This is a genomic window from Shewanella sp. SM23 (assembly GCF_025654295.1).
GTDB lineage: Bacteria > Pseudomonadota > Gammaproteobacteria > Enterobacterales > Shewanellaceae > Shewanella > Shewanella oncorhynchi.
Genome location: NZ_JAKKRM010000030.1, coordinates 1 through 24,886, shown reverse-complemented (window position 1 = coordinate 24,886; position 24,886 = coordinate 1). Strand labels below are relative to the sequence as shown.

Here is a 24,886-nt window from a genome sequence, read left to right as displayed (position 1 = left end):
TCCAATCGCGGAAGGCCCGAAGGTCCCCTCCTTTCCCCCGTAGGGCGTATGCGGTATTAGCAGTCGTTTCCAACTGTTATCCCCCTCGACTGGGCAGATCCCTAGGCATTACTCACCCGTCCGCCGCTCGCCACCTCAGGAGTAAACTCCCTTGTGCTGCCGCTCGACTTGCATGTGTTAGGCCTGCCGCCAGCGTTCAATCTGAGCCATGATCAAACTCTTCAATTAAAGTTTTGTTGCTTCCGTCTTGCGACYTCAGCGGCTCAATGAATTCTGATTTTTTGTTTCTAACTAAAGAAACAAACTGTACATATTACTATGAACACTCATTGTTACATTGATTTAAATTTTTGACTGCCAACCCGAAGRTTAAGCAGTTTCGATTAACTCAACACCTGTGARTGYCCACACAGATTTCTTGTTTTATCTTGTTAAAGAGCAACTCAATATTCRTAAGAGAACTTGAGTACCACACTGAGCGYCGAACGCTTCCAKTTGGCTAGGGCTGCGTATTCTACGCATTTCCCGTTTCGCGTCAAGGAGTWTTTTACAACTTCTTGCTACGATTGAATTAAGCGCTTAAAAGCGACTCAATTCAACCTAACTCGCCAGCCTGCTTTCGCTGTCTGCCGTGTCAGTGGATGCGCATTATAGGCAGCAGAAGATTTTGTGCAAGGGCTTTTTAAATGAAAAAAGATCGCATGGCGATCTTTTAAACGATGGCGATTATTTTACATGCAAAGTGCCCATTAATTGGGCTTTTTGCTGCCTTTATCGATAAAACCTTGGATTAGCGAGACGGCTTTTACGTCATCCCAATCAACATAGGATCGAACAAAGGCAATTAATTGACCCTGTTGATCAAGAATAAAGGTCGCAGGAATCGTGTCGAGCGGAAAAACGTTCCCAAGACTTTGTGGTTGATCGTAGTAAGAGTTGAAATTCGCCATACCCAATGAACTTAAGAACGGCTGAACCTGCTGCTTACCTTCTGCATCAATAGAGATAGGCAGTACGACAAAATCTTCAGTCTTGAACTTAGTTGCTAACCTTTCGATTGCAGGCAACTCTCTGACACATGGCGGACACCAAGTAGCCCACATGTTAACCATAATGATCTTGCCTTTAAATTGGCTGAAGTCGATAGCTTTACCATCGACATCATTAAAGGCAACAGGCTCAATAGGAAAAGTCTTTGGCAGTACATTGATCAAATCAACCGTTGATTCCATCGGTTTAGCCGTTTGCTGCATACCAGGGTACGAATGCGCGACCCCAGCAACAAATACCGAAAGAATGGATGACAACATGAATGCCGTTATGACTTTATGCTTCATTTTGTATTGCGCTTTAGCAAGGTATCTAACTCGCGCTGATCTTCTGCGCTAATTTCGTTCGGCACATTACCGCCAATACGTTGCTTACGAATGAAGATGAATCCAATCACTAGACCCAGAAGTAATAAACCAATAGGACCTAACCAGAGAATGTAGGTCTTGGTTTCCATCTTAGGTTTATAGAGAACAAACTCACCGTAACGACTAGTCATAAACTCGATGATCTCATCATCCCCTTTTCCTTCGTCAACCATCTTGAATACCTCAAGACGCAGATCTCGAGCAACGGGTGAATTGGAGTCGATCAAATTTTGGTTTTGACACTGTGGACAACGTAGTTCATGGGCCAAAGACAAACCGCGCTTTTGATTTTCAGGTGACTTGAATTCGTAAGTATCAACTGGTGTTGCCATGACAGCGGTCGTCATGCTGAACATCAGCACTAGACCACCTATGATTTTTATCAGTGTTCTCATGCTGCGCCATCCTTCGCTGCTTCAGCTTGTAATTGTTGGATCATAGGGTAAAGGGTTTCACTCCATACACGTTGGTCAATTGGACCTGCATAACGGAAACGGATAATACCGTTGTGATCAACAATAAAACTCTCTGGAGCACCATAAACGCCAAGATCTAATCCTAAACGCCCATCTTTATCATAAATATTAACGTTGTAGGGATCGCCCTGACGTTTTAACTCTTCTAACGCAGGAACACGCTCATCACGATAGTTGATCCCGTAAATTGGCAGAAGATTTTTACGTTTTAGCATCACTAAGAAAGGATGCTCATATTTACAAGATGGACACCACGTCGCCCATACGTTAAGTAATGATACCTTACCTTTTAATTGCTCATTCGTTATGATCTCAGCCGGTGTTTCTAGTCGTTCCAGTTGGAAAGCCGGAATAGGCTTCCCTTCCAGTGCTGAATCCAATTGCTGCGGATTCAGAAATAACCCTTTATAGAGAAACACCCCCATGGCGAGAAATATGACCAATGGGATAAACAGAACCAACTTCTTCATACATTCCCCAATTATTGAGCCGTTGCCAATTTTGCCTTTTCGGCCAAAGGCGCGACGGCTGCAGTGACTTTCGCACGGTAACGTTTATCCGATGCAGCGAAGAATCCACCTATCATCATGAAAATTGCCCCAAACCACAACCAACGCACGAACGGCTTATAGTTTAAACGAACCGCAAATTCAGTGCTGGTAATAGGGTCACCCATAGTTACGTACAAGTCACGGAATAGACCCCAGTCAATACCGGCTTCTGTCATATCCATAGTTCGCACATTATATTGACGACGATCTGGTTTTAGTAATGTCAGTAGCTCATCGCCCTTGTAGATCTCTATCTGTCCCTGCTGTGCAGTGTAGTTAGGACCCACTACGTTTTTGGTCTCGAGATACTTAAAAGTATAACCGGCAAGTTCTTGGCTTACACCAGGTCCCATACGAACACTTTTCTCAATCGAGTAATTTGACACCATAGTGGCACCAATCACAGAAACGGCAATACCGAGATGCGCAAAGATCATACCAAGCTGACTACGGCCCATGCGGCTGATGCTGATATCACCTTCTTTCGACTTGACCATGTTATAGGCCGCTCTTGCGGTAGCCAGAATAATCCAAGCCGCGGCAGCAATACCAAAGGCAACCCAAATATTGAATGCACCATCGACGATAAAAGGAGTCACAATACCGATAACAGCAGCAATCATTGCTGGGATCAATAGCTGACGCTTAAGCTCGCCCGCTTTCGATTTTTTCCAACGAATAATTGGACCAATACCCATAAAGCCAAATAGCACTAATACGATAGGCACGAACACCGCATTAAAGTATGGGGGTCCAACAGAGATCTTACCCATGCCAAGCGCGTCGATGAGCAATGGATATAATGTACCCAATAGTACCGTACCTGCGGCAACCGTCAGTAGCACATTACACACTAAGAGCATAGTTTCTTTAGACTTAAGTTCGAAACGGGCTGGACTACTCATTTCACTAGCACGTAAAGCAAACAGTGTTAATGAACCGCCAACCGCTAAACCAAGTAACAACAGAATGAACATACCGCGGCTTGGATCGGCTGCGAATGAATGCACTGAGGTTAATACACCTGAGCGAACAATAAAGGTACCAAGCAAACTTAAAGAGAAAGCAAAAATAGACAGTAATACAGTCCAGTTACGGAAGGCGCCGCGTTTCTCAGTCACAATTAAAGAGTGAACAAGCGCAGTACCCACTAACCAAGGCATAAAAGAGGCGTTCTCAACAGGATCCCAGAACCACCAACCGCCCCAGCCTAATTCATAATAAGCCCACCAAGATCCTAGTGCGATACCGCCCGTAAGGAAGGTCCAAGCAGCCAATGTCCATGGACGAGTCCAACGAGCCCATGCAGAATCGAGACGGCCGCTCATCAGCGCAGCAATCGCAAATGCAAAGCTTACAGAGAAGCCCACATAACCTAAGTACAACATAGGAGGATGGAAGATTAATCCCACGTCCTGCAGCATTGGATTTAAGTCACGACCTTCGGCAGGGATCGGGAATAAACGTTCAAATGGGCTAGATGTGAGTAGCATAAACAAACTAAAGCCAATCACAATAAGAGCCAATACTGCCAGCACACGGGCAGTAAACACTTCTTCTAAACCTTTGCTAAACAAGGCAACCGCAGCTGCCCAAGTTGATAAAGCAAACACCCAAAATAACAGTGACCCTTCATGACCGCCCCATACGGCCGAGATCTTAAAGAAGATAGGTAACTGAGAATTTGAATGATGTGCCACATAGGCGACCGAGAAATCATCGACGGCAAAACTATAAGCCAGCACGACAACAGATAAGGTAATAAAAAAGAACATTCCGTACGTTAATGGCCAAGCGTACCTAACAAGGTATTGGTCTTTTCTGGCAACACCTATTAGGGGGACGCTGATTAATAAGAAGGCAAAAGCCACCCCTATTATCAACGCAAAGTGTCCAAGTTCTGGGATCATGGGTTTTCCTCAGTCTTCAATAATATGTTGATTTAGAAAGACTCTATCTCAACGCACAACATGCTATTCACGCAAATGCACGAAATTTTGCTCATTTTAGTATTTGCTATTGTTCCTGTCTGCCTCTTTCGTACAAAACTGGGTTACTTGTCTCATTCTCAATTTTAGAGGTCGATGAAAGTCACGGAAGAGGCTCAGTTCTGCATGTGACCGACAAATGACACTTAAGTTTCATACAAAATTTACAAGAAGAATCAATTTGTGAACCAGTGCCCAACTATAAGCTTTCAGCACTGGGATTACCTTATATTACTGTTCAATGAACAATCTTTACGTATAATCTTGCTTCCAAGCCTAGCGGTTACTCCGCTTTCTGCAAACTAAAGTGAATATAGAAACAATGACGACATTTTGGATTTTTATTGCGCTTGTTATGTTAGTCGGCCTGATGCTGATTTGGATCCCGCACTTCAGACAGCAAAAATTGCTGAAAACGGAAGAAGCTGGAGTTCGTAAACAAACGAACCTTGAATTGTTCAATGAGCGCTTAGGCGTTCTTGAAAAAGAATTAAGTGAAGAGCTACTCGATCAAGCCGAATTTGATGCATTGAAGAAAGAACTGGAAATCAGTCTACTCCAAGACATCAAACAAGCGAACGACGATTCACTGGTCAACCAAATAAAGCCAAAGACGATTCTGTGGCCGTCGATCATGTCAGTTTGTTTGATTGTCATCTCAGGCTATCTCTATCAACACTTAGGCGCCTTCGAGAATATTGATAGTGCTCAACAACCTGCAAATCCACATGCGGGAATGGATACGGCTCAAATCATGATGCAACGCGTGCAGATGATGGAAGCTCAAGTTAAAGCCGAGCCAGAAAACAGCCAACTGTGGTTCAGCTTAGGTCATGCTTATGTATCGGCAAACCAATACGATAAAGCGATTGCGGCTTTCGATAAAGTAATCGAATTAGTCGGAAAGCATGCAGAATTGCTCGGTCCAAAAGCAACGGCGATGTATTACAAAACGGGTCAACAAATGACACCGCAAATCCAAGCTCTTATCAATGAGTCTTTAGCAATGGATGCACAAGATCCTTCAACGCTACTGCTCGTGGGTATGGATGCTTTCTTTACTGCTGACTACAAGAAAGCCATCACCTCTTGGCAAACGATTTTAGATAGCGGTCGTGCCGACGTTGATCGTGCTGCTCTTATGAATGCAATCGAAACCGCCAACTTACGCATGCAGTCGGAAACCGCTGGCATGCCAAATGATGATGCACATAAGCAAGTCAAAGCGAGTGCTAAATCGGTCAATGTCACTATATCTATCTCTGCAGAACTTGCGGCTAAAGCCAGTCCAGAAGACACCATTTTCATCTTTGCCCGTGCAACTGAAGGACCTAAAGTCCCATTAGCTGCAACCAAAGTCAGTGCTAAGTCTTTCCCGATTACAGTGACATTAGATGACAGCAGCGGTATGGGTGGTGATGTGAAGTTAAGCGATGCTGCCAATGTGGAAGTGATTGCTGTGCTGTCTAAACAAGGTAATATCAAACCGCAAACGGGTGATATTCAAGGCAAGATCAGTAAAGTCGCCGTAGGCGATACAGCGAACCTAGTACTTGATACTCAAGTGCAATAAATCGCAGTTAATTGCAGATATAAAAAAACCGGCTTTCGCCGGTTTTTTTATATCTGAAAAATTACTTAGCTGTAGACATAAATTTGATAGCAGCTTTGTAATCATCATCAGTACAATCAGTACACATACCGCCTGGTGGCATAGCATTCAGACCAGTTTTCACACTCTTCACTAGAGCGTCAACACCCTTAGCTAAGCGTGGTTCCCATTCTGCAGCGTTGTGCACTTTTGGAGCACCAGCAACACCCATGCTGTGGCATACGGTACATGCCTTATTATAAATAGCCTCAGCATCTTGAGCTGAAGCGTTAACTGACATAGTCAAAGCAGCGACAGCAGTCATTGCTAACAGTTTTTTCATGTTCAATGTTCCTAATGCAAATACGTACAAAGCTCGGCGCCGCCCTTACTTAGGCAGACTCATTATAGCCGACTAAGATTACTACAAACTTCAAGAAATCTCATCTTTTTGTGATTAGAATCTCAACACAAAATGAATCAGGCGACAAGGATGACAAATTCGTTAATATATTAGCAAGTCGTAAAAAAGTTCGATAAATATTGCGGTTATTGGAACCACATCATATTGCTGACATCTAGTGCAAACCAAGAGTAAACCCCCAATAACGTTTGTGTTAGAATGACTTGTGTTTCCTTCCGGCTTGAGATAGAGGGTTCAGTGACAAATATAACTAAAGAAACCACATTAGTGTCAGCCAGCAAGCTGACCTGTATCCGCGAAGAACGCATCCTTTTTGATGAGTTAAGTTTTGATATAAATGCCGGTGACATTGTTCAGATTGAAGGCCCTAACGGCGCAGGCAAGACCAGTTTATTACGCATATTGGCGGGCCTTTCTCGCCCCTATGCCGGACAAACTTTTTACATTCATGAAGACATAAACCGTTGCCGCGATGAATACAATGAAGACCTCTTGTATTTAGGCCATTTAGCTGGCGTGAAATGCGAGCTGACTGCCGAAGAAAACCTTAATTTCAATTTAAGAATCAGTGGTTATGATGACTTTGATACGTCAGAGATTTTAGCCAAAGTCAATTTAACGGGCTTTGAAGAAGCTCTCGCGGGGCATTTATCCGCAGGTCAGCATCGCAGAACAGCGCTATCAAGATTGTGGCATAGCAACTGTAAAATTTGGATCCTTGACGAACCTTTTACTGCAATCGATAAAAAAGGCGTCGAAGAACTGGAGCAGTTATTTATTCAGCATGCGGATAATGGTGGCTGTGTGATCCTCACAACTCACCAAGATATGGGCATTATCACAGATGATAGGCTTCGTAAAATTCGTCTCGATTATCGCTTCATATAAGGTCAGGCTCAATGAAAAGAGGCATCAGTTTTACCCAAGCATTTTTCACCTTGCTGCAGCGAGATCTTAAAATTGCTATTCGCCACCGCGGCGACATTTTTAACCCACTGCTATTTTTTATTATGGTCGTTACCTTGTTTCCGCTGGGAATTGGACCAGAGCCGCAAATGTTAGCACGTGTGGCACCGGGGATAATTTGGGTCGCCGCATTATTAGCATCAATGTTGTCACTTGAAAGGCTTTTCAAAGCCGACTTTAGTGATGGTAGCTTAGAACAAATGCTATTAAGCCCGCAGCCATTAGCCATTCTCGTATTAGCTAAAGTGTTAGCCCACTGGATTTTAACTGGTGTGCCACTGATTATTATCGCACCACTGTTAGCGGTATTACTCAATCTAGACGGCAACAGCTACGGTGCGTTAATTTCAACGCTTGCGCTAGGCACGCCAGTATTGTCGCTGTTAGGTGCTATTGGTGTGGCATTAACCGTCGGTCTAAGGAAAGGCGGCGTGTTACTCAGCTTACTTATTTTGCCCCTATATATCCCAGTACTCATTTTTGCAACGAGTGCCATAGACGCGGCAGGAATGAATTTACCCTATGATGGTCAGCTCGCTATAATAGGCGCTATGCTGGTCGGATCGTTAACCTTAGCACCTTTTGCAATTGGTGCATCTCTGCGAGTGAGTACTAACTAAAATGTGGAAATGGTTACACCCTTACGCGGATCCTGAACGCGCATATAAATTATCAGGAACGTTATTTCCATGGTTTGCGATCTTAGCCGGTCTATTGATTGCTGTTGGCACTACATGGGGACTCGTCTTCGCGCCGACGGATTACCAGCAGGGTGATAGCTACCGTATTATCTTTATCCATGTTCCTGCCGCGTCTATGTCAATGGCGGCTTATATGGGTATGGCAACCGCGGCCTTTATCGGTCTAGTTTGGCAGATAAAACTTGCCGACTGGGCTGCAGCATCTATTGCTCCCATTGGCGCAGTGATCACCTTTATCGCACTCTTTACTGGAGCGGCATGGGGTAAACCTATGTGGGGTGCTTGGTGGGTATGGGATGCACGCTTAACTTCTGAGCTGGTATTACTATTCCTATATCTAGGTGTGATCTCGCTCTATGCCTCATTTGAGGATAAAGTGCTCGCAGCTCGTGCAGCAGGGATCTTAGCGATCGTCGGTGTGATCAATATTCCCATCATCAAATACTCAGTTGAATGGTGGAGCTCATTACATCAACCGTCGACAATACGCATTACCGAGAAATCGACTATGTCGACGGAAATGCTTTATCCACTGCTAATTAACATACTGGGCTTCGGTCTTATGATTGGCGCCATCACTATTGTTCGTTTTAGAGCAGAAATTTTAGCAAGAAATGGCATGCGCCCTTGGGTCCGTGAACTAGCTAAAGCGGAGGAGGTCAAATGATGCAATTCGATTCAATCAGTGATTTTTTTAATATGGGCGGCTATGCATTCTATGTATGGCTATCCTACGGAGTGACCTTCTTCTGCCTCTCTACGCTCATCATTACCAGCGCACGCCAAAAGCGTAAGGTGTTAATTGATATCGCGAAGAAGATGGATAGAGAAGAACGCCTAAAAGAAACCAGGAGTACTACATCGTGAACCCAAGACGCAAAAAAAGACTGACATTAGCTGTAGCATTAATCGGTGGCGTTGCTGCGATTACTTCGCTTTTGCTCTATGCGCTGAACTCCAACTTGAACTTATTCTATACTCCGTCTGAAATTGTCCACGGCAAGACAGACACTGGCGTAAAACCTGAAATTGGCCAACGTATTCGTGTCGGCGGAATGGTGACGGTAGGTTCTATGGTGCGAGATCCCAAAAGCTTACATGTCGAATTTGCAGTGCATGACTCCCTCGGTGGCGAAGTACTGGTCACTTATGACGACCTATTGCCCGATCTTTTCCGTGAAGGACAAGGCATTGTTGCTCAGGGTGTACTGGGTGCTGATGGCAAACTAGAAGCAACTGAAGTACTGGCCAAGCATGATGAAAACTACATGCCACCAGAAGTCGCTGAAGCCATGGGCCAAAAGCACGAAAAGTTAGATTATAGCCAGCAAAAGGCACCTGATACTAAGTAGGTTATTGATGGATCAGCAATAGCGTATAAACTAAGCCTCCTAGCTTAATAACTAGTGAGGCTTTTTTATTATCTCAATATGCACAATTAAAGGTGGACTATACTCTAGGCAGCGCCAATACCTAAGATTGCATATGATTCAAATGAGACAACTAAACTCTAGTTTGCAACACATTCTAAGCTTCCTAATTATCTGCTTGATAGGCCTTTCTCAGGAAGCTAATGCTGCTAAAGTTGTTGTTATCGAAAGCTACCATCATAGCTATCAATGGGACCAAGAATACTATCAAGCGATTTATGACACGCTCAGCCCTCACCACGATGTTAGTTATTTCGAGATGGATACCAAACGCTTGCCCGAAGAGCAATTTACTGAACGAGCTGACTTAGCATGGAAATACATTCAACAACAAGCACCTCAATTGGTTATTCTCGCCGATGATAATGCGGTTAATCTCTTACACCAGCGCCTAAATGACAGCCTAATCCCAGTAGTCTATTTAGGGGTGAACATGAATCCTAGAGAATATCATCTCAATGAACACAAACGCTTCACAGGCGTCATTGAGAGACCACTACTACGACGTTCTCTACTGCTCATTCAACGTTTACTACCGCAAACTGTGCATAGAAAAATCTTAGTTCTATTCGACCAAGGAGTCACCTCTGACTCAGCGGCTGAATACATCAGTAAACAACACTCAAGCATGTTAGGCGATATCGAAGTCAATTTGGTGCAATTATCACAGCTAACAGATTGGCAGCGGAATGTATTGACCGCGAAGGAACAGGGTTATAACGCTATAGTCGTGGCGCTATACCACACAGTTAGAGATGCAGATAATCGCTCAGTAGATGCAGATCAGCTCCTAAAATGGATATCTGAACATACTCCGGTACCGAATTTTGGGTTTTGGGGATTTAGTGTCTCTGCTGAAGGCAATATTGGTGGCTATGTTCTCGATGGCTATCATCATGGCAAGATTGCAGCGAATATGGCGACAAAAATACTCGGCGGCGAGAAACCCGAAAATATTTTCCCAGTAACAGATGATCTTGGAAAATACATGTTTAGCCAGAAAGGCTTAGCTAAATGGAATATCATCCTACCAAAAGAAATCGAGAAAACTACACTTTGGGTAAAATAGTAAAAAGGCATAAAAAAGCCGGGCTAATGCCCGGCTTTTTAAAAGTGTAACCTTAATTACTCAGCAGCTTCAACATCAACAGCTTGAGCAGCTTCTGGGCGACCAACTAGCTCGATGTAAGCCATAGGGGCTTTATCACCAGCACGTAAACCGCACTTAAGGATACGGGTATAGCCACCAGGACGTTCCTGGTAACGTGGACCCAACTCAGTAAATAACTTACCAACGACTTCAGCGTCGCGAGTACGTGCAAACGCTAAACGACGGTTTGCAACGCTGTCACTCTTAGCAAGTGTTATCAGAGGCTCAACTACGCGACGCAGTTCTTTCGCTTTAGCCACAGTCGTCTTGATGATCTCATGACGAACTAGTGAACCGGCCATGTTGCGAAACATGGCTTGGCGATGACTGCTGTTACGGTTTAGTTGACGACCACTCTTACGATGGCGCATGACCTAATCCTTATAACCTAAATCTGTACAAACCTGAGACTTATAGGTCGTCTGCTAAACTAGCTGGAGGCCAGTTTTCCAAACGCATACCTAACGACAGTCCGCGAGAAGCTAAAACATCCTTAATTTCAGTAAGAGATTTCTTACCTAAGTTCGGGGTTTTCAGCAACTCAACTTCAGTGCGCTGTACCAGATCTCCGATGTAATGAATCGCTTCGGCTTTCAAGCAGTTAGCCGAACGTACAGTTAGCTCTAAATCGTCGACAGGACGCAGCAGAATCGGATCGAATTCCGGTTTCTCTTCTTTCAGCTCTGGCTCAGTCACATCACGTAACTCTACAAACGCATCTAGCTGTTCAGCCAGAATAGTTGCAGAACGACGGATAGCTTCCTCAGGATCGATAGTACCGTTTGTGGTCATATCAATAACGAGTTTATCTAAGTCAGTACGCTGTTCTACACGTGCTGCTTCTACATTGTAGGCAATACGTGCAACTGGCGAGAAAGAAGCATCAACCAGCAAGCGGCCGATTGGGCGATCATCGTCTTCGGTCTGTGCACGAGCAGATGCTGGTACATAACCACGACCACGCTCAACGCGAATACGCATGCTGATATCATTGTTACCTGTCAGATGACAGATAATATGATCAGGATTCACGATAGTGACATCACCATCATGCGTGATATCTGCTGCGATGACAGGGCCTGCGCCGGACTTGCTCAACGTAAGCATAGCCTCGTCTTTACCCTCGATGGTCACTGCTAACCCTTTCAGGTTTAACAAGATCTCAAGGATATCTTCTTGAACGCCTTCCTTACTGCTGTATTCGTGCAGTACACCGTCAATCTCGACTTCGGTAACCGCGCAGCCGGGCATAGACGACAATAGGATGCGACGCAACGCGTTACCTAAAGTGTGGCCGAAACCACGCTCAAGTGGTTCCAATGTAACCTTGGCACGTGTTGAGTTAACCTGCTCGATATCAACGAGACGCGGTTTAAGAAATTCTGTAACAGAACCCTGCATTGTGTCCTCTCTTGTTTGTTAGCCTTACTTAGAGTAAAGCTCGACGATCAGCTGTTCGTTAATTTCCGCAGACAAATCGCTACGTTCTGGAACGCGCTTAAAAGCACCTTCCATTTTCGCGTTGTCGACTTCAACCCATGTAGGCTTCTCGCGTTGAGCTGCCACTTCTAAAGCCGCTTTAATACGAGCTTGAGTACGTGACTTCTCGCGGATGCTCACAACATCATTCGCAGACACTTTGAATGATGGAATGTTAACAACACGACCGTTAACCATAATAGATTTATGGCTTACTAGCTGACGTGATTCTGCACGAGTTGCACCGAAGCCCATACGATAAACAACGTTATCAAGACGGGTTTCTAAAAGCTGAAGCAGGTTTTCACCTGTGTTGCCTTTAGTACGTGCAGCATCTTTGTAATAGTTACGGAATTGTTTTTCTAACACACCGTAAATACGACGAACTTTTTGTTTTTCGCGTAACTGAGTACCGTACTCTGACAAACGTGGCTTACGAGCGCCATGTTGTCCAGGTGCAGTTTCCAGTTTACACTTTGAATCGATTGCTCTCACACCGCTTTTTAAGAAAAGGTCTGTACCTTCTCGGCGGCTGAGCTTGAGCTTGGGACCCAAGTATCTTGCCATGATCTTTCTCCAACTATCCTAATGAAACGGCGTTATACACGACGCTTTTTAGGAGGACGACAACCATTATGAGGGATCGGCGTCACATCGGTAATGTTGGTAATTTTATAACCAACAGCGTTCAGCGCACGAATGGCTGACTCACGACCTGGACCTGGACCCTTCACAAACACTTCAAGGTTTTTTAAACCGTAGTCTTGAGCAGCAGCACCTGCACGCTCAGCAGCCACCTGTGCAGCAAATGGAGTAGATTTACGTGAACCACGGAAACCTGAACCACCTGAAGTAGCCCATGACAACGCATTACCTTGACGATCTGTAATGGTGACAATAGTGTTGTTGAAAGAAGCATGGATATGAGCCATGCCATCTGCAACCTGTTTACGTACGCGCTTACGCGGAGAACGTGACGGAACTTTAGCCATTGCTTTACCTTCCCGTTACTTTCTAATAGGTTTACGTGGACCTTTACGCGTACGCGCATTGGTCTTAGTACGTTGCCCACGGAGAGGCAGGCTACGGCGATGGCGGAGACCACGATAACAACCAAGATCCATAAGACGCTTGATGTTCATTGAAATCTCACGACGTAAGTCACCTTCTACTAGGTATTTGGCGACTTCTTCGCGTAGTGTGTCTATTTGAGCTTCGCTCAATTCCTTGATCTTAGCAGTTTCAGCGATTGCTGTAGCCGCGCAGATTGCTCTAGCGCGAGTACGGCCGATGCCGAAAATTGCAGTCAATGCGATGACTGTATGCTTTTGATCAGGAATGTTAATGCCAGCGATACGGGCCACTATGCACTCCTTAAAGTTAAAGGCCAACTGCGAAAAGCCCGAAAGGATACTCGACAGTCGACAGATTTGCAAACAAAATTTTGTTCAGCCCAATTCATGGGCTGAACAAATTACTTTTTAGCCTTGACGCTGTTTGTGTTTTGGTTCAACACAGATAACGCGTACAACGCCACTACGCTTGACGATCTTGCAGTTACGGCAGATCTTCTTCACGGAAGCTCGAACTTTCATTTCATCACTCCGTAAAGCTACTTAGCGACCAAAGCGATCTAAATTCGCTTTGTTAACTAGGTTAGCTTTCTTCATCACAGACTCATACTGATGAGACATCATATGCGTCTGAACCTGAGCCATGAAGTCCATGATTACGACTACCATAATTAGTAGTGAAGTACCGCCGAAATAGAACTGTACTTTCCACGCAATTAACATGAACTCCGGAATTAAGCAGATAAAGGTTATGTATAACGCGCCTGCCAATGTCAAACGGGTCATAACTTTATCAATGTAACGCGAAGTCTGTTCTCCAGGACGGATCCCAGGGATGAATGCACCACTCTTCTTCAAGTTATCTGCTGTTTCACGTGGGTTAAACACCAACGCAGTATAGAAGAAACAGAAAAAGATAATCGCTGTTGCATATAATAATGAGTAAAGCGGTTGTCCAGGTGACACAGCCAGTGAAAAATCACTTAACCATGACATGGACTCATTTTGGCCGAACCACTGAGCCAGTGTTCCAGGAAACAAAATGATGCTTGACGCAAAAATTGGCGGAATAACACCTGCCATGTTTATTTTCAGCGGTAGATGGGTACTTTGCGCAGCGAACACCTTACGGCCTTGCTGACGCTTAGCATAGTTAACGACGATACGACGCTGACCACGTTCCACAAACACTACAAAATAAGTCACTGCAAACACAATTACCGCGAGCAACAACAATACTAACACATTCAAGTCACCTTGACGCGCCTGCTCAGCCGTTTGGCCGATAGCGGAAGGTAATCCAGCAACAATACCTGCGAAAATCAAAATCGAGATACCATTACCTATACCACGTTCGGTAATTTGCTCACCTAGCCACATAAGGAACATAGTTCCTGTTACTAAGCTCACAACCGCAACAAAGTAGAATCCAAATCCAATGTTGACCACAAGGCCTGGCACTAAGTTTGGTAACCCGGTTGCAATACCGACCGACTGGAATGTACCCAGCACTAAGGTACCCCATCTGGTATATTGACTGATTTTCTTACGTCCTGATTCGCCTTCCTTTTTCAATTCAGCGAGTGCAGGATGTACGACAGTCAACAGTTGCATGATAATCGATGCCGAAATGTACGGCATAATACCTAATGCAAAGATAGAGGCACGCTCAAGGGCACCACCCGAGAACATGTTAAACATGCCAAGGATGGTTCCACTTTGCTGAGCAAACAGCTCTGCTAATACAGCTGCGTCAATACCAGGAATTGGCACAAACGAACCGGCTCTAAAGACGATAATCGCACCAATCACGAACAGGAGGCGAGCTTTCAATTCTGAAAGTCCACCTTTCGCGCTTTTTAAATCAAGTCCTGGTTTTGCCATCGACGTATTATTCCTCGATCTTACCGCCGGCAGCTTCAATAGCTGCACGTGCACCTTTGGTTACCTTCAGACCTTTAACAGTCACAGGGCGCTCAATGGTACCTGAAAGAACAATTTTCGCAAACTGGATGTTGCGAGTTATTACGTTCGCATCTTTCAGAGCGTTTAAGTCGATAACATCACCGTTAACTTTTGCCAGTTCGAGTACACGAACTTCAGCTGTTACCATAGCGCGACGCGAGGTAAAACCAAATTTAGGTAAACGGATTTTCAGTGGCATTTGACCACCTTCGAATCCTGGGCGTACACCGCCACCAGAGCGAGACTTTTGGCCTTTATGACCACGACCCGCTGTTTTACCTAGACCTGAGCCCATACCACGGCCTACACGCTTTGGTGCATGCTTAGAGCCTGCAGCTGGAGATAGAGTATTTAAACGCATCTATTAATCCTCCACCTTAACCATGTAGTAGACCTTGTTGATCATACCGCGAACAGAAGGAGTATCTTCTAATTCAACAGTGTGACCAATGCGACGCAAACCAAGACCCGTTAGGGTTGCACGGTGCTTCGGTAAACGACCGATACCGCTTTTAGTTTGAGTAACTTTTACAGTTTTAGTTGCCATGGTGCATTACCCCCGAATTTCGTCAACATTCAGGCCACGCTTAGCTGCGATTTGCGAAGGTGACTTCATGTGCACCAATGCATCGACAGTCGCGCGAACGATGTTGATCGGGTTAGTAGAACCGTATGCTTTTGACAGAACGTTATGCACGCCTGCTACTTCCAATACGGCACGCATTGCGCCACCGGCAATAATACCAGTACCTTGTGATGCAGGTTGCATGTACACAAGTGAACCAGTATGACGACCTTTAACTGGGTGATGCAGAGTACCTGCATTCAACTCAACGGTCACAATGTTACGACGAGCTTTTTCCATCGCTTTTTGAATCGCGGCTGGAACTTCACGTGCTTTGCCATAGCCATAGCCAATCTTACCGTTACCGTCACCCACTACTGTCAGTGCTGTGAAGCTAAAGATACGACCGCCCTTAACTACTTTAGAAACACGATTAACTGCAATTAATTTCTCTTGCAGATCGTCTTTTTGCTGAGCTTCTAATTTAGCCATTTTATAACCCCTTAGAACTTCAGGCCAGCTTCACGAGCTGCATCTGCTAAAGCAGCTACACGACCGTGATACTTGAAACCAGAACGATCGAACGCAACTGAAGTTACGCCTTTTTCGATCGCGCGCTCAGCAACAAATTTACCTACTGCTTTCGCTGCGTCTACGTTACCGGTACTCTTCAGTAGCTCTTTAACCGCTTTTTCTACGGTTGAAGCAGCTGCCAACACCTGAGCTTCAGGATTGATCACCTGAGCATAAATGTGACGCGGTGTACGATGTACAACCAGACGGTTCACGCCCAGCTCTTGGATCTTCTTACGAGCGCGAGTAGCGCGACGTAAGCGAGATGTTTTCTTATCCATATCGCGTTACCTACTTCTTCTTAGCCTCTTTACGGCGTACTACTTCGTCGTCATAGCGAACACCTTTGCCTTTGTATGGCTCTGGTGGACGGTATCCGCGAATCTCAGCAGCGACTTGGCCAATTAACTGTTTATCAACGCCACGTAGGACGATGTCAGTTTGGCTAGGGCACTCTGCAGTAACGCCTGCGGGCAGTTTGTGTACTAACGGATGAGAGAAACCTAAAGTAAGGTCAATATCAGCACCGACGAGTTTCGCACGGTAACCAACGCCAACTAACTTTAACTTACGCTCAAAACCTTGAGATACACCAACAACCATGTTGTTTACTAATGCACGAGTTGTACCAGCCTGTGCCCAAGCGTTAACAACGCCTTCAACAGGGAGGAACTTAACTACGCCGGCTTCAATAACAACATTGACCGCATTGTTGATCACTCGAGTCAGACTACCTTTTCCGCCTTTGACGGTAAGGGTCTGTTCGTTCAAGGTCACCTCTACGCCAGCTGGAATAGATACTGGTGCTTTTGCTACACGAGACATTCCTAGCTCCTTAAGCTACGTAGCAGATAACCTCGCCACCCATGCCTGCAAGGCGGGCGGCACGATCAGTCATCAAGCCTTTAGAAGTGGACACAATTGCGACACCCAGACCGCCCATCACCTTTGGTAGTTCGTTTTTACCTTTGTAAATACGAAGACCAGGGCGACTTACACGCTGGATAGTCTCAACGACTGGTTGGCCTTGGAAATACTTTAAAGTAACTTCCAGTTCAGGCTTGGCTTCATCTGCTACGGCGTAATCAGCAATATAACCTTCATCTTTAAGTAGTTTCGCAATTGCGACTTTCAACTTAGCTGAAGGCATCTTCACTGATACGTGGTTAGCAGCTTGGCCGTTACGAATACGGGTTAACATATCCGCAATAGGATCTTGCATGCTCATATTAGCTTACTCCGTGACAAGTGCTTACCAGCTGGCCTTACGCAGGCCAGGAACTTCACCACGCATGGTTGCTTCACGTAATTTGATACGGCTTAAGCCGAATTTACGTAAGAAGCCATGTGGGCGACCAGTTTGATTACAACGATTGCGTTGACGCGCAGCGCTGGAATCACGTGGTAGAGCTTGCAGCTTAAGAACCGCATCCCAACGATCTTCGTCAGAAGAAGCTGGACTTGCAATGATAGTCTTAAGAGCCGCACGCTTTTCAGCGTACTTGGCCACGAGCTGTGCACGTTTAGCTTCACGTGCTTTCATTGATGTTTTTGCCATTACGCTACCCTTATTTCTTGAATGGGAAGTTAAAAGCGTCTAACAAAGCACGACCTTCTTCATCATTCTTCGCAGTAGTAGTGATAACAATATCCATACCACGAATCTTATCGATTTTATCGTAATCGATTTCTGGGAAGATGATCTGCTCACGCACGCCCATTGCGTAGTTACCACGGCCGTCAAACGCTTTAGCGCTTAAGCCACGGAAGTCACGAATACGTGGGATTGCGATATCGACTAAACGCTCTAAGAATTCCCACATACGCTCACCGCGTAGGGTCACTTTACAGCCAATAGGGTAGCCTTCACGGATTTTAAAACCAGCAACTGACTTACGAGCTACAGTCACAACTGGCTTTTGACCAGCGATTGCAGTCATATCACGGACAGCATGGTCCATGATTTTCTTGTCTGCAACAGCTTCGCCAACACCCATGTTCAGGGTGATTTTCTCAATCCGAGGGACTTGCATGACACTGGTATAACCGAACTTTTTAGCAAGTTCAGCGACAACAGTCTCTTGGTATTTATCATGCAGTTTCGCCATCGTTTACTCCAATTACTTAACGAGTTCACTGTTCGATTTGAAGAAACGAACTTTTTTGCCGTCTTCAAAGCGGAAACCAACGCGATCAGCTTTGCCAGTGGCAGAGTTGAAAATCGCTACATTTGATGCTTGTATCGGTGCTTCTTTCTCAACAATACCGCCAGCTACGCCCAATTGTGGGTTTGGCTTTTGGTGTTTTTTGACAAGATTGATGCCTTCAACAATCAATTTACCAGTAGGAAGGACTTGAGAAACTTTTGCACGTTTACCCTTGTCTTTACCTGCTAATACAATCACTTCGTCTTCACGACGTATTTTAGCTGCCATTTTGAAGCTCCTTACAGTACTTCTGGTGCCAGCGAGACAATTTTCATAAATTGCTCATTACGCAATTCACGTGTCACTGGTCCAAAGATACGAGTACCAATCGGCTGCAGGTTGTTGTTCAAAAGAACAGCTGCATTCCGATCGAAGCGAATGACAGAACCGTCTGGACGACGTACGCCTTTCTTAGTACGGACTACCACCGCGTTATACACATCGCCTTTCTTCGCTTTAGCGCGAGGAATCGCTTCTTTAACAGAAACTTTGATGATGTCGCCGATACCGGCATAACGACGATGAGAGCCACCCAAGACCTTAATACACTGAACTCTGCGTGCGCCGCTGTTACAAGCAACGTCAAGAGTCGATTGCATTTGGATCATTTTAAGTGCTCCGCTATCGTTACTACACAATTCCCACTATGGGACAATAAAAACACTCATTTTTGCTATTAATTTAGTCAAAAATGGCGCGCAAATATAACACCATAAAAGTGGAATGTATAGTATTAAAAAACAAACGGCCCCACATTCTGGAGCCGTTTACCTAAATACCTAATTAACTTAGGCCTTTGATACTACTTCAACCAGGGTCCAAGACTTAGTCTTAGACAAAGGACGACATTCGCGAATCGCTACTAAATCGCCTTCATTGCACTGATTCGTTTCGTCATGTGCATGGATCTTTGTCGTACGCTTAATGTATTTCCCATAAATTGGGTGTTTCACTTGGCGTTCGATAGCAACAGTAATGGACTTGTCCATTTTGTTGCTAGTTACACGACCCTGCAAAGTACGGATTTTATCAGACATTATGCACCCGCCTTAGAAGTAATAATGGTCTTAACGCGCGCAATGTTACGGCGCACCAATTTCAGTTGATTAGTCTGAGTCAACTGACCAGTGGCGTGTTGCATACGCAGGTTGAACTGCTCACGCAGCAGACCAAGTAGTTCAGCGTTCAGTTCTTCAACGCTCTTTTCTCTCAGTTCGCTCGCTTTCATTACATCACCGTCTTAGTTACGAAGGTAGTCTTAATTGGAAGCTTGGCAGCAGCCAAAGCAAACGCTTCACGAGCGATCACTTCAGAAACACCATTCATCTCATAAAGAACCTTACCAGGTTGAATCTGACATACCCAGTATTCAACGTTACCTTTACCTTTACCCATACGCACTTCAAGAGGCTTAGAGGTAATCGGCTTGTCCGGGAAAACTCGAATCCAAATTTGTCCCTGACGCTTAATGTGACGTGTCATGGCACGACGTGCAGATTCGATCTGACGTGCAGTTAAACGGCCACGGCCGACTGCTTTCAGACCAAAAGTACCAAAGCTAACTTCGGTACCGTTCGCTAGACCGCGGTTGCGGCCTTTGAACATCTTGCGAAACTTCATACGTTTAGGTTGCAGCATTGCCGGCTCTCCTATTTACCACGAGGCTTGCGCTTAGGTTGCTGCTGCTTCGGCTCTTCAATCTGTGGCAGCATTCCGTCTAGAACTTCACCTTTGAAGATCCAAACTTTAACGCCAATCACACCGTATTGGGTGTGACTTTCAGATGTAGAATAGTCGATATCAGCACGCAAAGTATGTAAAGGTACACGACCTTCACGATACCACTCATCGCGCGCAATCTCAGCTCCGCCTAAACGGCCACTAACTTGTACTTTGATACCTTGAGCACCAATACGCATTGCGTTTTGAACTGCGCGCTTCATAGCACGACGGAACATTACGCGACGCTCTAATTGCTGTGCAATTGAGTCAGCAACTAACTTGGCATCTAGCTCAGGTTTACGGATCTCAGCGATGTTAATTTGAGCAGGAGTGCCAGCAAGTTTTGACACTGCAGCACGCAATACTTCAACGTCTTCACCTTTCTTACCGATCACAACACCTGGACGGGCAGTGTGAATGGTAACGCGGATGCTTTTCGCTGGACGCTCGATAACAATCTTAGATACTGAAGCAGCTTGTAATTTCTCTACAAGAAACTTACGCACTTCCCAGTCGCTGTTCAGGTTACTTGCGTAATCTGATTTATCTGCGTACCAGGTAGAGATCCAAGGCTTGGTGATACCCAGACGGATACCATTAGGATGTACTTTCTGTCCCATTGCTCTCTCCTAGCGATCTGATACAACCACAGTAATGTGGCTGGTACGCTTCATGATACGATCAGCGCGGCCTTTAGCACGTGGCATGATACGCTTCATAGTTGGGCCTTCATCTACGAAGACGGCTCCGACTTTAAGCTCATCAATATCCGCGCCTTCGTTGTGTTCGGCGTTTGCGATAGCTGAGTCAAGTACTTTTTTAACCAGTACGGCGGCTTTCTTGGGGCTGAAAGTCAAAATCTCGAGGGCCTTAGCAACAGGCAATCCACGAATTTGATCAGCAACCAGACGGGCCTTCTGCGCAGACGTACGGGCAAAACGATGTTTAGCTAAAACTTCCATCTTATTCCTCCCGTATTAACGCTTCTTCGCTTTCTTATCTGCAGCATGGCCGCGATAAGTGCGAGTTGGTGAAAATTCACCAAGTTTGTGGCCGATCATTTCGTCAGTTACGAACACAGGAACGTGCTGACGACCATTATGGACAGCGATGGTCAAACCAATCATATTTGGAATGATCATAGAGCGACGTGACCAAGTCTTAATAGGCTTTTTGTCACCGGCTTCCATCGCTTTCTCTACCTTCTTCAGCAAGTGCAGGTCAATGAAGGGACCTTTCTTGAGAGAACGTGGCATGGCGAATCCTCTTACTATTTATTACGACGACGTACGATGTACTTGTCAGTGCGCTTGTTACTACGAGTTTTATAACCCTTAGTTGGCACACCCCATGGAGTCACTGGGTGACGACCACCAGAAGTACGGCCTTCACCACCACCGTGTGGATGGTCTACTGGGTTCATTGCAACACCACGCACTGTAGGACGTATGCCTCTCCAGCGCTTAGCACCTGCTTTACCTAACTGGCGTAGCATGTGTTCGGCATTACCAACTTCACCAAATGTCGCGCGGCAATCAACTGGCACTTTACGCATTTCGCCAGAGCGAAGACGTAGAGTGGCATATGCGCCATCACGAGCAACAACTTGTACATAAGCACCTGCAGAACGAGCGATCTGAGCACCTTTACCAGGCTTCATTTCAACTGCGTGAACTACAGAACCTACTGGGATGTTGCGCAGTGGCATAGCGTTACCGGTTTTGATCTCGGCAGCAACACCAGACTGGATCTTATCGCCAGCTTGCATGCCTTTGGCAGCAAGAATATAACGACGCTCACCATCCGCATACAATACTAACGCGATGTTAGCAGTACGGTTTGGATCATATTCCAGACGCTCAATCTTTGCAGGGATACCATCTTTATCGCGTTTGAAGTCGATTAGACGATAATGCTGCTTATGACCACCACCTACGTGACGGACAGTGATACGGCCAGTATTGTTACGGCCACCACTTTTAGATTTTTTCGCCAACAAGCCAGCAAAAGGTTTACCCTTGTGCAGGTCAGTGTTCACCACTTTAACTACGTGGCGACGACCTGGAGAGGTTGGCTTACACTTAATAACTGCCATGATAATTCTCCTTTGCTTACTCAGCGCCGCCGACGAAATCGATGTCAGCACCAGCAGCTAGAGTCACATAGGCTTTTTTCCAATCGCTACGACGACCAGTACGGCCACCAGTGCGTTTAGTTTTGCCTTTGCTCACTAAAGTGCGAACTGAATCAACTTCAACTTCAAATAGCTTAGCAACAGCAGCTTTAATTTCAGCTTTAGTTGCATCGATAGCTACGCGGAAAACAACAGTGTTGTGCTTCTCAGCGTTCACAGTGCTCTTTTCAGAGATATGTGGAGCGAGAATAACTTTTAGCAAACGTTCTTCGCGGATCATCATGCTAGCATCTCCTCGATTTGCTTCACTGCGTCAGCAGTCACAAGCACAGTGTTGAAGGCGATCAGACTCACTGGGTCTAGACCCGCTACATCACGAACGTCAACCTTGTACAGGTTACGAGCTGCTAAGAATAAGTTCTCATCAACTTCTGCAGTCACAATCAGAACGTCTTCAAGGTTCATTGCTTTCAATTTAGCTTTCAGCTCTTTAGTTTTAGGAGCTTCAACACCGAAAGATTCAACAATAACCAAACGCTCTTGACGTACCAATTCAGACAGAATGCTTCTCAGCGCGCCGCGGTACATCTTTTTGTTAACTTTTTGGCTGTGATCTTGGGTTTTAGCAGCGAATGTTACGCCACCGCCACGCCAGATTGGGCCTTTAACAGAACCAGCACGAGCACGGCCAGTTCCTTTTTGGCGCCAAGGCTTTTTGCCTGAGCCAGTTACTTCCGCACGAGTCTTTTGAGCACGAGTGCCCTGACGCGCGTTTGCAGCGTATGCTACAACTACCTGATGAACCAGTGCCTCGTTAAAGTCACGGCCGAAGGTAGTTTCGGAAACTTCAAGAGCGCTTTGCGCGTCTTTCAATACCAATTCCATTACTATCTCCTCAGACCTTAAGCTTTAACGGCAGGCTTGATAATCAAGTCGCCATTGGTAGCGCCAGGAACAGCGCCACGGACTAGTAGCAGGTTACGCTCAACATCTACACGAACAACAACTAGATTTTGAGTAGTAACACGCTCGGCACCCATATGGCCTGACATTTTTTTGCCTTTGAATACGCGACCAGGCGTTTGGTTCTGACCGATAGAACCATTCGAGCGGTGCGACAAAGAGTTACCGTGAGTCATATCTTGAGTACGGAAGTTCCAACGCTTAACGCCGCCTTGGAAGCCTTTACCTTTTGATTGACCAGTAACATCAACTTTCGCTACGTCTGCGAAAATATCAACATTTAGCTCAGCACCAACTTCAATGCCCTCGCCTTCACCGTCTACCAAACGCATTTCCCACAAACCACGACCGGCTTCAACGCCGCTCTTGGCAAAGTGACCTGCTTCTGGTTTAGTGATGCGATTGGCTTTTTTGGTGCCAGTTGTAACTTGAAGTGCACGGTAGCCGTCAGTTTCTAAAGTTTTCACTTGAGTAACACGGTTTCCTGCAACTTCAATTACAGTAACTGGTATTGAAACACCATCTTCAGTGAAGATGCGAGTCATACCAACTTTACGACCAATAAGACCGATAGCCATCTCTCAAACCTCTTCTTACTAGGATCTCAATTAACCCAAGCTAATCTGTACGTCGACACCAGCCGCAAGATCTAAACGCATTAACGCGTCAACAGTCTTTTCAGTTGGCTCTACGATGTCAACCAGGCGCTTGTGTGTACGTAATTCGTACTGGTCACGAGCATCTTTATTAACGTGCGGAGAGATCAAAATGGTATAACGCTCTTTGCGAGTAGGTAGTGGAATTGGACCACGAACCTGCGCGCCTGTACGCTTAGCAGTTTCAACGATTTCCGCTGTAGACTGATCAATTAAGCGATGATCAAATCCCTTTAAGCGGATACGGATTCTTTGGTTCTGCATTGACCAGAGCTCCTAAAATGGACATATAAAAAATCACCCTCTAGCTTCTTCAATATAGAAAAGCAGAGCGAGATGATTTAACCGTTCGACTCCCAATCGGAGCCGCTATGATAATGATTAACTTCAGCGACTAATCATTTAATTCGTCAACCTAAGTCGACGAGGGGGCCATTATACCTATCTAAATTCGGATATCAAGCCCGCTGTGTAAATAGTCATCAAATAACTATTTAACTTCAGAGTGGCGAGCATTTTACACAAATTTGTGAATAAAACCAGCCCTCAAATAAAAAAGGAAGCCGAAGCTTCCTTTTCAAACTAATTTCTATCGCAATTAAGCGATGATTTTAGCTACTACACCAGCACCAACTGTACGACCACCTTCACGGATTGCGAAGCGTAAACCTTCGTCCATCGCGATTGGGCAAATCAGAGTCACTACCATTTTGATGTTGTCGCCAGGCATTACCATCTCTACGCCTTCTGGCAGTTCGATAGTACCGGTTACGTCAGTTGTACGGAAGTAGAACTGTGGACGGTAGCCTTTGAAGAATGGAGTGTGACGTCCGCCTTCTTCTTTTGACAGAACA

The 24,886-nt window shown here is 45.4% G+C and carries 40 protein-coding genes, 1 rRNA gene and 1 pseudogene; 7 read left to right on the top strand and 35 right to left on the bottom strand.

From position 1 onward, the window contains the following. From L5L98_RS21485 to L5L98_RS21465, 5 genes are all read right to left on the bottom strand, one after another. Positions 1-228 (bottom strand): 16S ribosomal RNA (locus L5L98_RS21485); the annotation flags it as partial. 521 nt (positions 229-749) lie between these two features. After that, entirely contained in the window at positions 750-1,337 is a 588-nt protein-coding gene (locus tag L5L98_RS21480) for a TlpA family protein disulfide reductase (protein ID WP_173242631.1), read from the bottom strand. Continuing rightward, a complete protein-coding gene (nrfF, locus tag L5L98_RS21475; RefSeq protein ID WP_105251045.1) occupies positions 1,334-1,813 on the bottom strand; it encodes a heme lyase NrfEFG subunit NrfF in 480 nt (159 codons plus the stop codon). The genes L5L98_RS21480 and nrfF overlap by 4 nt, the downstream gene beginning before the upstream one ends. Further along, positions 1,810-2,364 (bottom strand): DsbE family thiol:disulfide interchange protein, encoded by a 555-nt coding sequence (locus L5L98_RS21470; RefSeq protein ID WP_105251044.1) that lies wholly within the window; start codon positions 2,362-2,364, stop codon positions 1,810-1,812. The genes nrfF and L5L98_RS21470 overlap by 4 nt, the downstream gene beginning before the upstream one ends. 11 nt (positions 2,365-2,375) lie before the next feature. Continuing rightward, positions 2,376-4,355 (bottom strand): heme lyase CcmF/NrfE family subunit, encoded by a 1,980-nt coding sequence (locus L5L98_RS21465; protein WP_263143428.1) that lies wholly within the window; start codon positions 4,353-4,355, stop codon positions 2,376-2,378. Between the two features lie 400 nt (positions 4,356-4,755). Between L5L98_RS21465 and ccmI the strand changes: the two genes are divergently transcribed. Beyond that, positions 4,756-6,006: a c-type cytochrome biogenesis protein CcmI gene (ccmI, locus tag L5L98_RS21460; RefSeq protein ID WP_263143436.1), complete on the top strand. Its 1,251-nt coding sequence runs from the start codon at positions 4,756-4,758 to the stop codon at positions 6,004-6,006. A 61-nt stretch (positions 6,007-6,067) separates the two neighbouring features. Here ccmI and L5L98_RS21455 read toward each other — a convergent pair whose 3' ends face one another. After that, positions 6,068-6,367, bottom strand: a complete 300-nt coding sequence (locus L5L98_RS21455) for a c-type cytochrome (protein WP_105251041.1) — start codon at positions 6,365-6,367, stop codon at positions 6,068-6,070. 318 nt (positions 6,368-6,685) lie between these two features. On the opposite strand from L5L98_RS21455, the gene ccmA reads away from it, so the two are divergent. The 6 genes from ccmA (at position 6,686) to L5L98_RS21425 (ending at position 10,614) form a co-directional block, all read left to right on the top strand. Continuing rightward, positions 6,686-7,336 carry a cytochrome c biogenesis heme-transporting ATPase CcmA gene (gene ccmA, locus L5L98_RS21450; protein ID WP_198573867.1) on the top strand — a complete coding sequence of 217 codons (651 nt, stop codon included), beginning with the start codon at positions 6,686-6,688 and terminating at the stop codon, positions 7,334-7,336. Between the two features lie 11 nt (positions 7,337-7,347). Further along, positions 7,348-8,034: a heme exporter protein CcmB gene (gene ccmB / locus L5L98_RS21445; RefSeq protein ID WP_006079706.1), complete on the top strand. Its 687-nt coding sequence runs from the start codon at positions 7,348-7,350 to the stop codon at positions 8,032-8,034. A gap of 1 nt (position 8,035) precedes the next feature. Further along, positions 8,036-8,782 (top strand): heme ABC transporter permease, encoded by a 747-nt coding sequence (locus L5L98_RS21440; RefSeq protein ID WP_105251039.1) that lies wholly within the window; start codon positions 8,036-8,038, stop codon positions 8,780-8,782. After that, entirely contained in the window at positions 8,782-8,982 is a 201-nt protein-coding gene (gene ccmD / locus L5L98_RS21435) for a heme exporter protein CcmD (RefSeq protein WP_263143434.1), read from the top strand. Before L5L98_RS21440 ends, ccmD begins: the two co-directional genes overlap by 1 nt. After that, positions 8,979-9,467, top strand: a complete 489-nt coding sequence (gene ccmE / locus L5L98_RS21430) for a cytochrome c maturation protein CcmE (RefSeq protein WP_105251038.1) — start codon at positions 8,979-8,981, stop codon at positions 9,465-9,467. The genes ccmD and ccmE overlap by 4 nt, the downstream gene beginning before the upstream one ends. A gap of 142 nt (positions 9,468-9,609) precedes the next feature. After that, positions 9,610-10,614, top strand: a complete 1,005-nt coding sequence (locus tag L5L98_RS21425; protein WP_263143423.1) for an ABC transporter substrate-binding protein — start codon at positions 9,610-9,612, stop codon at positions 10,612-10,614. Between the two features lie 56 nt (positions 10,615-10,670). Here the strand turns inward: L5L98_RS21425 and rplQ are convergent, their stop codons facing one another. The 29 genes and pseudogenes from rplQ to tuf all read right to left on the bottom strand — a co-directional run. Next, on the bottom strand, positions 10,671-11,066 hold the full coding sequence (gene rplQ, locus L5L98_RS21420) for a 50S ribosomal protein L17 (RefSeq protein ID WP_006083573.1): 396 nt from the start codon (positions 11,064-11,066) through the stop codon (positions 10,671-10,673). A gap of 40 nt (positions 11,067-11,106) precedes the next feature. Then, a complete protein-coding gene (locus L5L98_RS21415; RefSeq protein WP_006083574.1) occupies positions 11,107-12,096 on the bottom strand; it encodes a DNA-directed RNA polymerase subunit alpha in 990 nt (329 codons plus the stop codon). A 24-nt stretch (positions 12,097-12,120) separates the two neighbouring features. Further along, positions 12,121-12,741, bottom strand: a complete 621-nt coding sequence (rpsD, locus tag L5L98_RS21410) for a 30S ribosomal protein S4 (protein WP_006083575.1) — start codon at positions 12,739-12,741, stop codon at positions 12,121-12,123. A gap of 32 nt (positions 12,742-12,773) precedes the next feature. After that, positions 12,774-13,166 (bottom strand): 30S ribosomal protein S11, encoded by a 393-nt coding sequence (gene rpsK / locus L5L98_RS21405; protein ID WP_006083577.1) that lies wholly within the window; start codon positions 13,164-13,166, stop codon positions 12,774-12,776. A 15-nt stretch (positions 13,167-13,181) separates the two neighbouring features. Continuing rightward, entirely contained in the window at positions 13,182-13,538 is a 357-nt protein-coding gene (gene rpsM, locus L5L98_RS21400; protein WP_011787581.1) for a 30S ribosomal protein S13, read from the bottom strand. 117 nt (positions 13,539-13,655) lie between these two features. Continuing rightward, positions 13,656-13,769, bottom strand: a complete 114-nt coding sequence (rpmJ, locus tag L5L98_RS21395; RefSeq protein WP_006083579.1) for a 50S ribosomal protein L36 — start codon at positions 13,767-13,769, stop codon at positions 13,656-13,658. Positions 13,770-13,790: 21 nt separating this feature from the next. After that, positions 13,791-15,131 carry a preprotein translocase subunit SecY gene (gene secY / locus L5L98_RS21390; RefSeq protein WP_007644459.1) on the bottom strand — a complete coding sequence of 447 codons (1,341 nt, stop codon included), beginning with the start codon at positions 15,129-15,131 and terminating at the stop codon, positions 13,791-13,793. 7 nt (positions 15,132-15,138) lie between these two features. After that, positions 15,139-15,573, bottom strand: a complete 435-nt coding sequence (gene rplO / locus L5L98_RS21385) for a 50S ribosomal protein L15 (RefSeq protein ID WP_006083581.1) — start codon at positions 15,571-15,573, stop codon at positions 15,139-15,141. A gap of 3 nt (positions 15,574-15,576) precedes the next feature. Beyond that, positions 15,577-15,759, bottom strand: coding sequence for a 50S ribosomal protein L30 (gene rpmD / locus L5L98_RS21380; protein WP_006083582.1), 183 nt, complete (start codon positions 15,757-15,759; stop codon positions 15,577-15,579). A gap of 6 nt (positions 15,760-15,765) precedes the next feature. After that, the gene (gene rpsE, locus L5L98_RS21375; RefSeq protein ID WP_006083583.1) at positions 15,766-16,269 is read right to left on the bottom strand and encodes a 30S ribosomal protein S5; all 504 of its coding nucleotides are present in this window, start codon (positions 16,267-16,269) and stop codon (positions 15,766-15,768) included. A gap of 11 nt (positions 16,270-16,280) precedes the next feature. Beyond that, positions 16,281-16,631: a 50S ribosomal protein L18 gene (gene rplR, locus L5L98_RS21370; protein WP_006083584.1), complete on the bottom strand. Its 351-nt coding sequence runs from the start codon at positions 16,629-16,631 to the stop codon at positions 16,281-16,283. Positions 16,632-16,641: 10 nt separating this feature from the next. Beyond that, positions 16,642-17,175 carry a 50S ribosomal protein L6 gene (gene rplF, locus L5L98_RS21365; protein WP_105251036.1) on the bottom strand — a complete coding sequence of 178 codons (534 nt, stop codon included), beginning with the start codon at positions 17,173-17,175 and terminating at the stop codon, positions 16,642-16,644. Between the two features lie 10 nt (positions 17,176-17,185). Next, positions 17,186-17,578, bottom strand: a complete 393-nt coding sequence (rpsH, locus tag L5L98_RS21360; protein WP_006083586.1) for a 30S ribosomal protein S8 — start codon at positions 17,576-17,578, stop codon at positions 17,186-17,188. Between the two features lie 24 nt (positions 17,579-17,602). After that, positions 17,603-17,908, bottom strand: a complete 306-nt coding sequence (rpsN, locus tag L5L98_RS21355) for a 30S ribosomal protein S14 (protein ID WP_006083587.1) — start codon at positions 17,906-17,908, stop codon at positions 17,603-17,605. A 10-nt stretch (positions 17,909-17,918) separates the two neighbouring features. Next, on the bottom strand, positions 17,919-18,458 hold the full coding sequence (gene rplE, locus L5L98_RS21350) for a 50S ribosomal protein L5 (protein ID WP_006083588.1): 540 nt from the start codon (positions 18,456-18,458) through the stop codon (positions 17,919-17,921). A gap of 12 nt (positions 18,459-18,470) precedes the next feature. Beyond that, positions 18,471-18,785 (bottom strand): 50S ribosomal protein L24, encoded by a 315-nt coding sequence (gene rplX / locus L5L98_RS21345; protein WP_006083589.1) that lies wholly within the window; start codon positions 18,783-18,785, stop codon positions 18,471-18,473. Positions 18,786-18,796: 11 nt separating this feature from the next. Next, positions 18,797-19,165 (bottom strand): 50S ribosomal protein L14, encoded by a 369-nt coding sequence (gene rplN, locus L5L98_RS21340; RefSeq protein ID WP_006083590.1) that lies wholly within the window; start codon positions 19,163-19,165, stop codon positions 18,797-18,799. A 180-nt stretch (positions 19,166-19,345) separates the two neighbouring features. Further along, complete coding sequence (gene rpsQ, locus L5L98_RS21335; RefSeq protein WP_006083591.1) at positions 19,346-19,594, bottom strand: 30S ribosomal protein S17; 249 nt, start codon at positions 19,592-19,594, stop codon at positions 19,346-19,348. After that, on the bottom strand, positions 19,594-19,785 hold the full coding sequence (rpmC, locus tag L5L98_RS21330; RefSeq protein WP_006083592.1) for a 50S ribosomal protein L29: 192 nt from the start codon (positions 19,783-19,785) through the stop codon (positions 19,594-19,596). The genes rpsQ and rpmC overlap by 1 nt, the downstream gene beginning before the upstream one ends. Next, complete coding sequence (gene rplP, locus L5L98_RS21325; RefSeq protein WP_006083593.1) at positions 19,785-20,195, bottom strand: 50S ribosomal protein L16; 411 nt, start codon at positions 20,193-20,195, stop codon at positions 19,785-19,787. Before rplP ends, rpmC begins: the two co-directional genes overlap by 1 nt. 11 nt (positions 20,196-20,206) lie before the next feature. Further along, positions 20,207-20,899: a 30S ribosomal protein S3 gene (gene rpsC, locus L5L98_RS21320; protein WP_006083594.1), complete on the bottom strand. Its 693-nt coding sequence runs from the start codon at positions 20,897-20,899 to the stop codon at positions 20,207-20,209. A gap of 9 nt (positions 20,900-20,908) precedes the next feature. Then, positions 20,909-21,241, bottom strand: a complete 333-nt coding sequence (gene rplV, locus L5L98_RS21315; protein WP_006083595.1) for a 50S ribosomal protein L22 — start codon at positions 21,239-21,241, stop codon at positions 20,909-20,911. A 15-nt stretch (positions 21,242-21,256) separates the two neighbouring features. Continuing rightward, complete coding sequence (gene rpsS, locus L5L98_RS21310; protein WP_006083596.1) at positions 21,257-21,535, bottom strand: 30S ribosomal protein S19; 279 nt, start codon at positions 21,533-21,535, stop codon at positions 21,257-21,259. Between the two features lie 14 nt (positions 21,536-21,549). Further along, on the bottom strand, positions 21,550-22,374 hold the full coding sequence (rplB, locus tag L5L98_RS21305) for a 50S ribosomal protein L2 (protein ID WP_006083597.1): 825 nt from the start codon (positions 22,372-22,374) through the stop codon (positions 21,550-21,552). Between the two features lie 16 nt (positions 22,375-22,390). After that, positions 22,391-22,693 carry a 50S ribosomal protein L23 gene (gene rplW, locus L5L98_RS21300; protein ID WP_025008843.1) on the bottom strand — a complete coding sequence of 101 codons (303 nt, stop codon included), beginning with the start codon at positions 22,691-22,693 and terminating at the stop codon, positions 22,391-22,393. Beyond that, complete coding sequence (gene rplD, locus L5L98_RS21295; protein WP_113941598.1) at positions 22,693-23,298, bottom strand: 50S ribosomal protein L4; 606 nt, start codon at positions 23,296-23,298, stop codon at positions 22,693-22,695. The genes rplW and rplD overlap by 1 nt, the downstream gene beginning before the upstream one ends. A 17-nt stretch (positions 23,299-23,315) precedes the next feature. Further along, positions 23,316-23,954: a 50S ribosomal protein L3 gene (rplC, locus tag L5L98_RS21290; protein WP_006083600.1), complete on the bottom strand. Its 639-nt coding sequence runs from the start codon at positions 23,952-23,954 to the stop codon at positions 23,316-23,318. A gap of 30 nt (positions 23,955-23,984) precedes the next feature. Continuing rightward, entirely contained in the window at positions 23,985-24,296 is a 312-nt protein-coding gene (gene rpsJ / locus L5L98_RS21285; RefSeq protein WP_006083601.1) for a 30S ribosomal protein S10, read from the bottom strand. A gap of 334 nt (positions 24,297-24,630) precedes the next feature. Beyond that, positions 24,631-24,886 (bottom strand): annotated as a pseudogene (gene tuf / locus L5L98_RS21280) (elongation factor Tu); the annotation flags it as partial.

Coding starts and splice junctions, on each gene's coding strand:
- rpsD (WP_006083575.1), bottom strand. CDS start 12,741: ATGGCAAGATACTTGGGTCCCAAGCTCAAGCTCAGCCGCCGAGAAGGT.
- rpmC (WP_006083592.1), bottom strand. CDS start 19,785: ATGAAAGCGAGCGAACTGAGAGAAAAGAGCGTTGAAGAACTGAACGCT.
- rpsN (WP_006083587.1), bottom strand. CDS start 17,908: ATGGCAAAAACATCAATGAAAGCACGTGAAGCTAAACGTGCACAGCTC.
- rplN (WP_006083590.1), bottom strand. CDS start 19,165: ATGATCCAAATGCAATCGACTCTTGACGTTGCTTGTAACAGCGGCGCA.
- secY (WP_007644459.1), bottom strand. CDS start 15,131: ATGGCAAAACCAGGACTTGATTTAAAAAGCGCGAAAGGTGGACTTTCA.
- rplP (WP_006083593.1), bottom strand. CDS start 20,195: ATGCTGCAACCTAAACGTATGAAGTTTCGCAAGATGTTCAAAGGCCGC.
- rpsS (WP_006083596.1), bottom strand. CDS start 21,535: ATGCCACGTTCTCTCAAGAAAGGTCCCTTCATTGACCTGCACTTGCTG.
- rplQ (WP_006083573.1), bottom strand. CDS start 11,066: ATGCGCCATCGTAAGAGTGGTCGTCAACTAAACCGTAACAGCAGTCAT.
- rpsH (WP_006083586.1), bottom strand. CDS start 17,578: ATGAGCATGCAAGATCCTATTGCGGATATGTTAACCCGTATTCGTAAC.
- rplX (WP_006083589.1), bottom strand. CDS start 18,785: ATGGCAGCTAAAATACGTCGTGAAGACGAAGTGATTGTATTAGCAGGT.
- rplB (WP_006083597.1), bottom strand. CDS start 22,374: ATGGCAGTTATTAAGTGTAAGCCAACCTCTCCAGGTCGTCGCCACGTA.
- rplC (WP_006083600.1), bottom strand. CDS start 23,954: ATGGCTATCGGTCTTATTGGTCGTAAAGTTGGTATGACTCGCATCTTC.
- L5L98_RS21455 (WP_105251041.1), bottom strand. CDS start 6,367: ATGAAAAAACTGTTAGCAATGACTGCTGTCGCTGCTTTGACTATGTCA.
- rplF (WP_105251036.1), bottom strand. CDS start 17,175: ATGTCTCGTGTAGCAAAAGCACCAGTATCTATTCCAGCTGGCGTAGAG.
- L5L98_RS21465 (WP_263143428.1), bottom strand. CDS start 4,355: ATGATCCCAGAACTTGGACACTTTGCGTTGATAATAGGGGTGGCTTTT.
- rplD (WP_113941598.1), bottom strand. CDS start 23,298: ATGGAATTGGTATTGAAAGACGCGCAAAGCGCTCTTGAAGTTTCCGAA.
- rplR (WP_006083584.1), bottom strand. CDS start 16,631: ATGGATAAGAAAACATCTCGCTTACGTCGCGCTACTCGCGCTCGTAAG.
- rpsK (WP_006083577.1), bottom strand. CDS start 13,166: ATGGCTAAAGTTCCGTCACGTTCTCCGCGTAAGCGCGTACGTAAACAG.
- ccmB (WP_006079706.1), top strand. CDS start 7,348: ATGAAAAGAGGCATCAGTTTTACCCAAGCATTTTTCACCTTGCTGCAG.
- L5L98_RS21470 (WP_105251044.1), bottom strand. CDS start 2,364: ATGAAGAAGTTGGTTCTGTTTATCCCATTGGTCATATTTCTCGCCATG.
- rpmD (WP_006083582.1), bottom strand. CDS start 15,759: ATGGCAACTAAAACTGTAAAAGTTACTCAAACTAAAAGCGGTATCGGT.
- L5L98_RS21425 (WP_263143423.1), top strand. CDS start 9,610: ATGAGACAACTAAACTCTAGTTTGCAACACATTCTAAGCTTCCTAATT.
- ccmD (WP_263143434.1), top strand. CDS start 8,782: ATGCAATTCGATTCAATCAGTGATTTTTTTAATATGGGCGGCTATGCA.
- rpsQ (WP_006083591.1), bottom strand. CDS start 19,594: ATGTCTGATAAAATCCGTACTTTGCAGGGTCGTGTAACTAGCAACAAA.
- rpsE (WP_006083583.1), bottom strand. CDS start 16,269: ATGGCTAAATTAGAAGCTCAGCAAAAAGACGATCTGCAAGAGAAATTA.
- L5L98_RS21480 (WP_173242631.1), bottom strand. CDS start 1,337: ATGAAGCATAAAGTCATAACGGCATTCATGTTGTCATCCATTCTTTCG.
- rpmJ (WP_006083579.1), bottom strand. CDS start 13,769: ATGAAAGTTCGAGCTTCCGTGAAGAAGATCTGCCGTAACTGCAAGATC.
- ccmI (WP_263143436.1), top strand. CDS start 4,756: ATGACGACATTTTGGATTTTTATTGCGCTTGTTATGTTAGTCGGCCTG.
- rpsC (WP_006083594.1), bottom strand. CDS start 20,899: ATGGGACAGAAAGTACATCCTAATGGTATCCGTCTGGGTATCACCAAG.
- rplO (WP_006083581.1), bottom strand. CDS start 15,573: ATGCGTTTAAATACTCTATCTCCAGCTGCAGGCTCTAAGCATGCACCA.
- rplE (WP_006083588.1), bottom strand. CDS start 18,458: ATGGCGAAACTGCATGATAAATACCAAGAGACTGTTGTCGCTGAACTT.
- rplW (WP_025008843.1), bottom strand. CDS start 22,693: ATGATCCGCGAAGAACGTTTGCTAAAAGTTATTCTCGCTCCACATATC.
- nrfF (WP_105251045.1), bottom strand. CDS start 1,813: ATGAGAACACTGATAAAAATCATAGGTGGTCTAGTGCTGATGTTCAGC.
- L5L98_RS21415 (WP_006083574.1), bottom strand. CDS start 12,096: ATGCAGGGTTCTGTTACAGAATTTCTTAAACCGCGTCTCGTTGATATC.
- rpsJ (WP_006083601.1), bottom strand. CDS start 24,296: ATGCAGAACCAAAGAATCCGTATCCGCTTAAAGGGATTTGATCATCGC.
- L5L98_RS21440 (WP_105251039.1), top strand. CDS start 8,036: ATGTGGAAATGGTTACACCCTTACGCGGATCCTGAACGCGCATATAAA.
- rplV (WP_006083595.1), bottom strand. CDS start 21,241: ATGGAAGTTTTAGCTAAACATCGTTTTGCCCGTACGTCTGCGCAGAAG.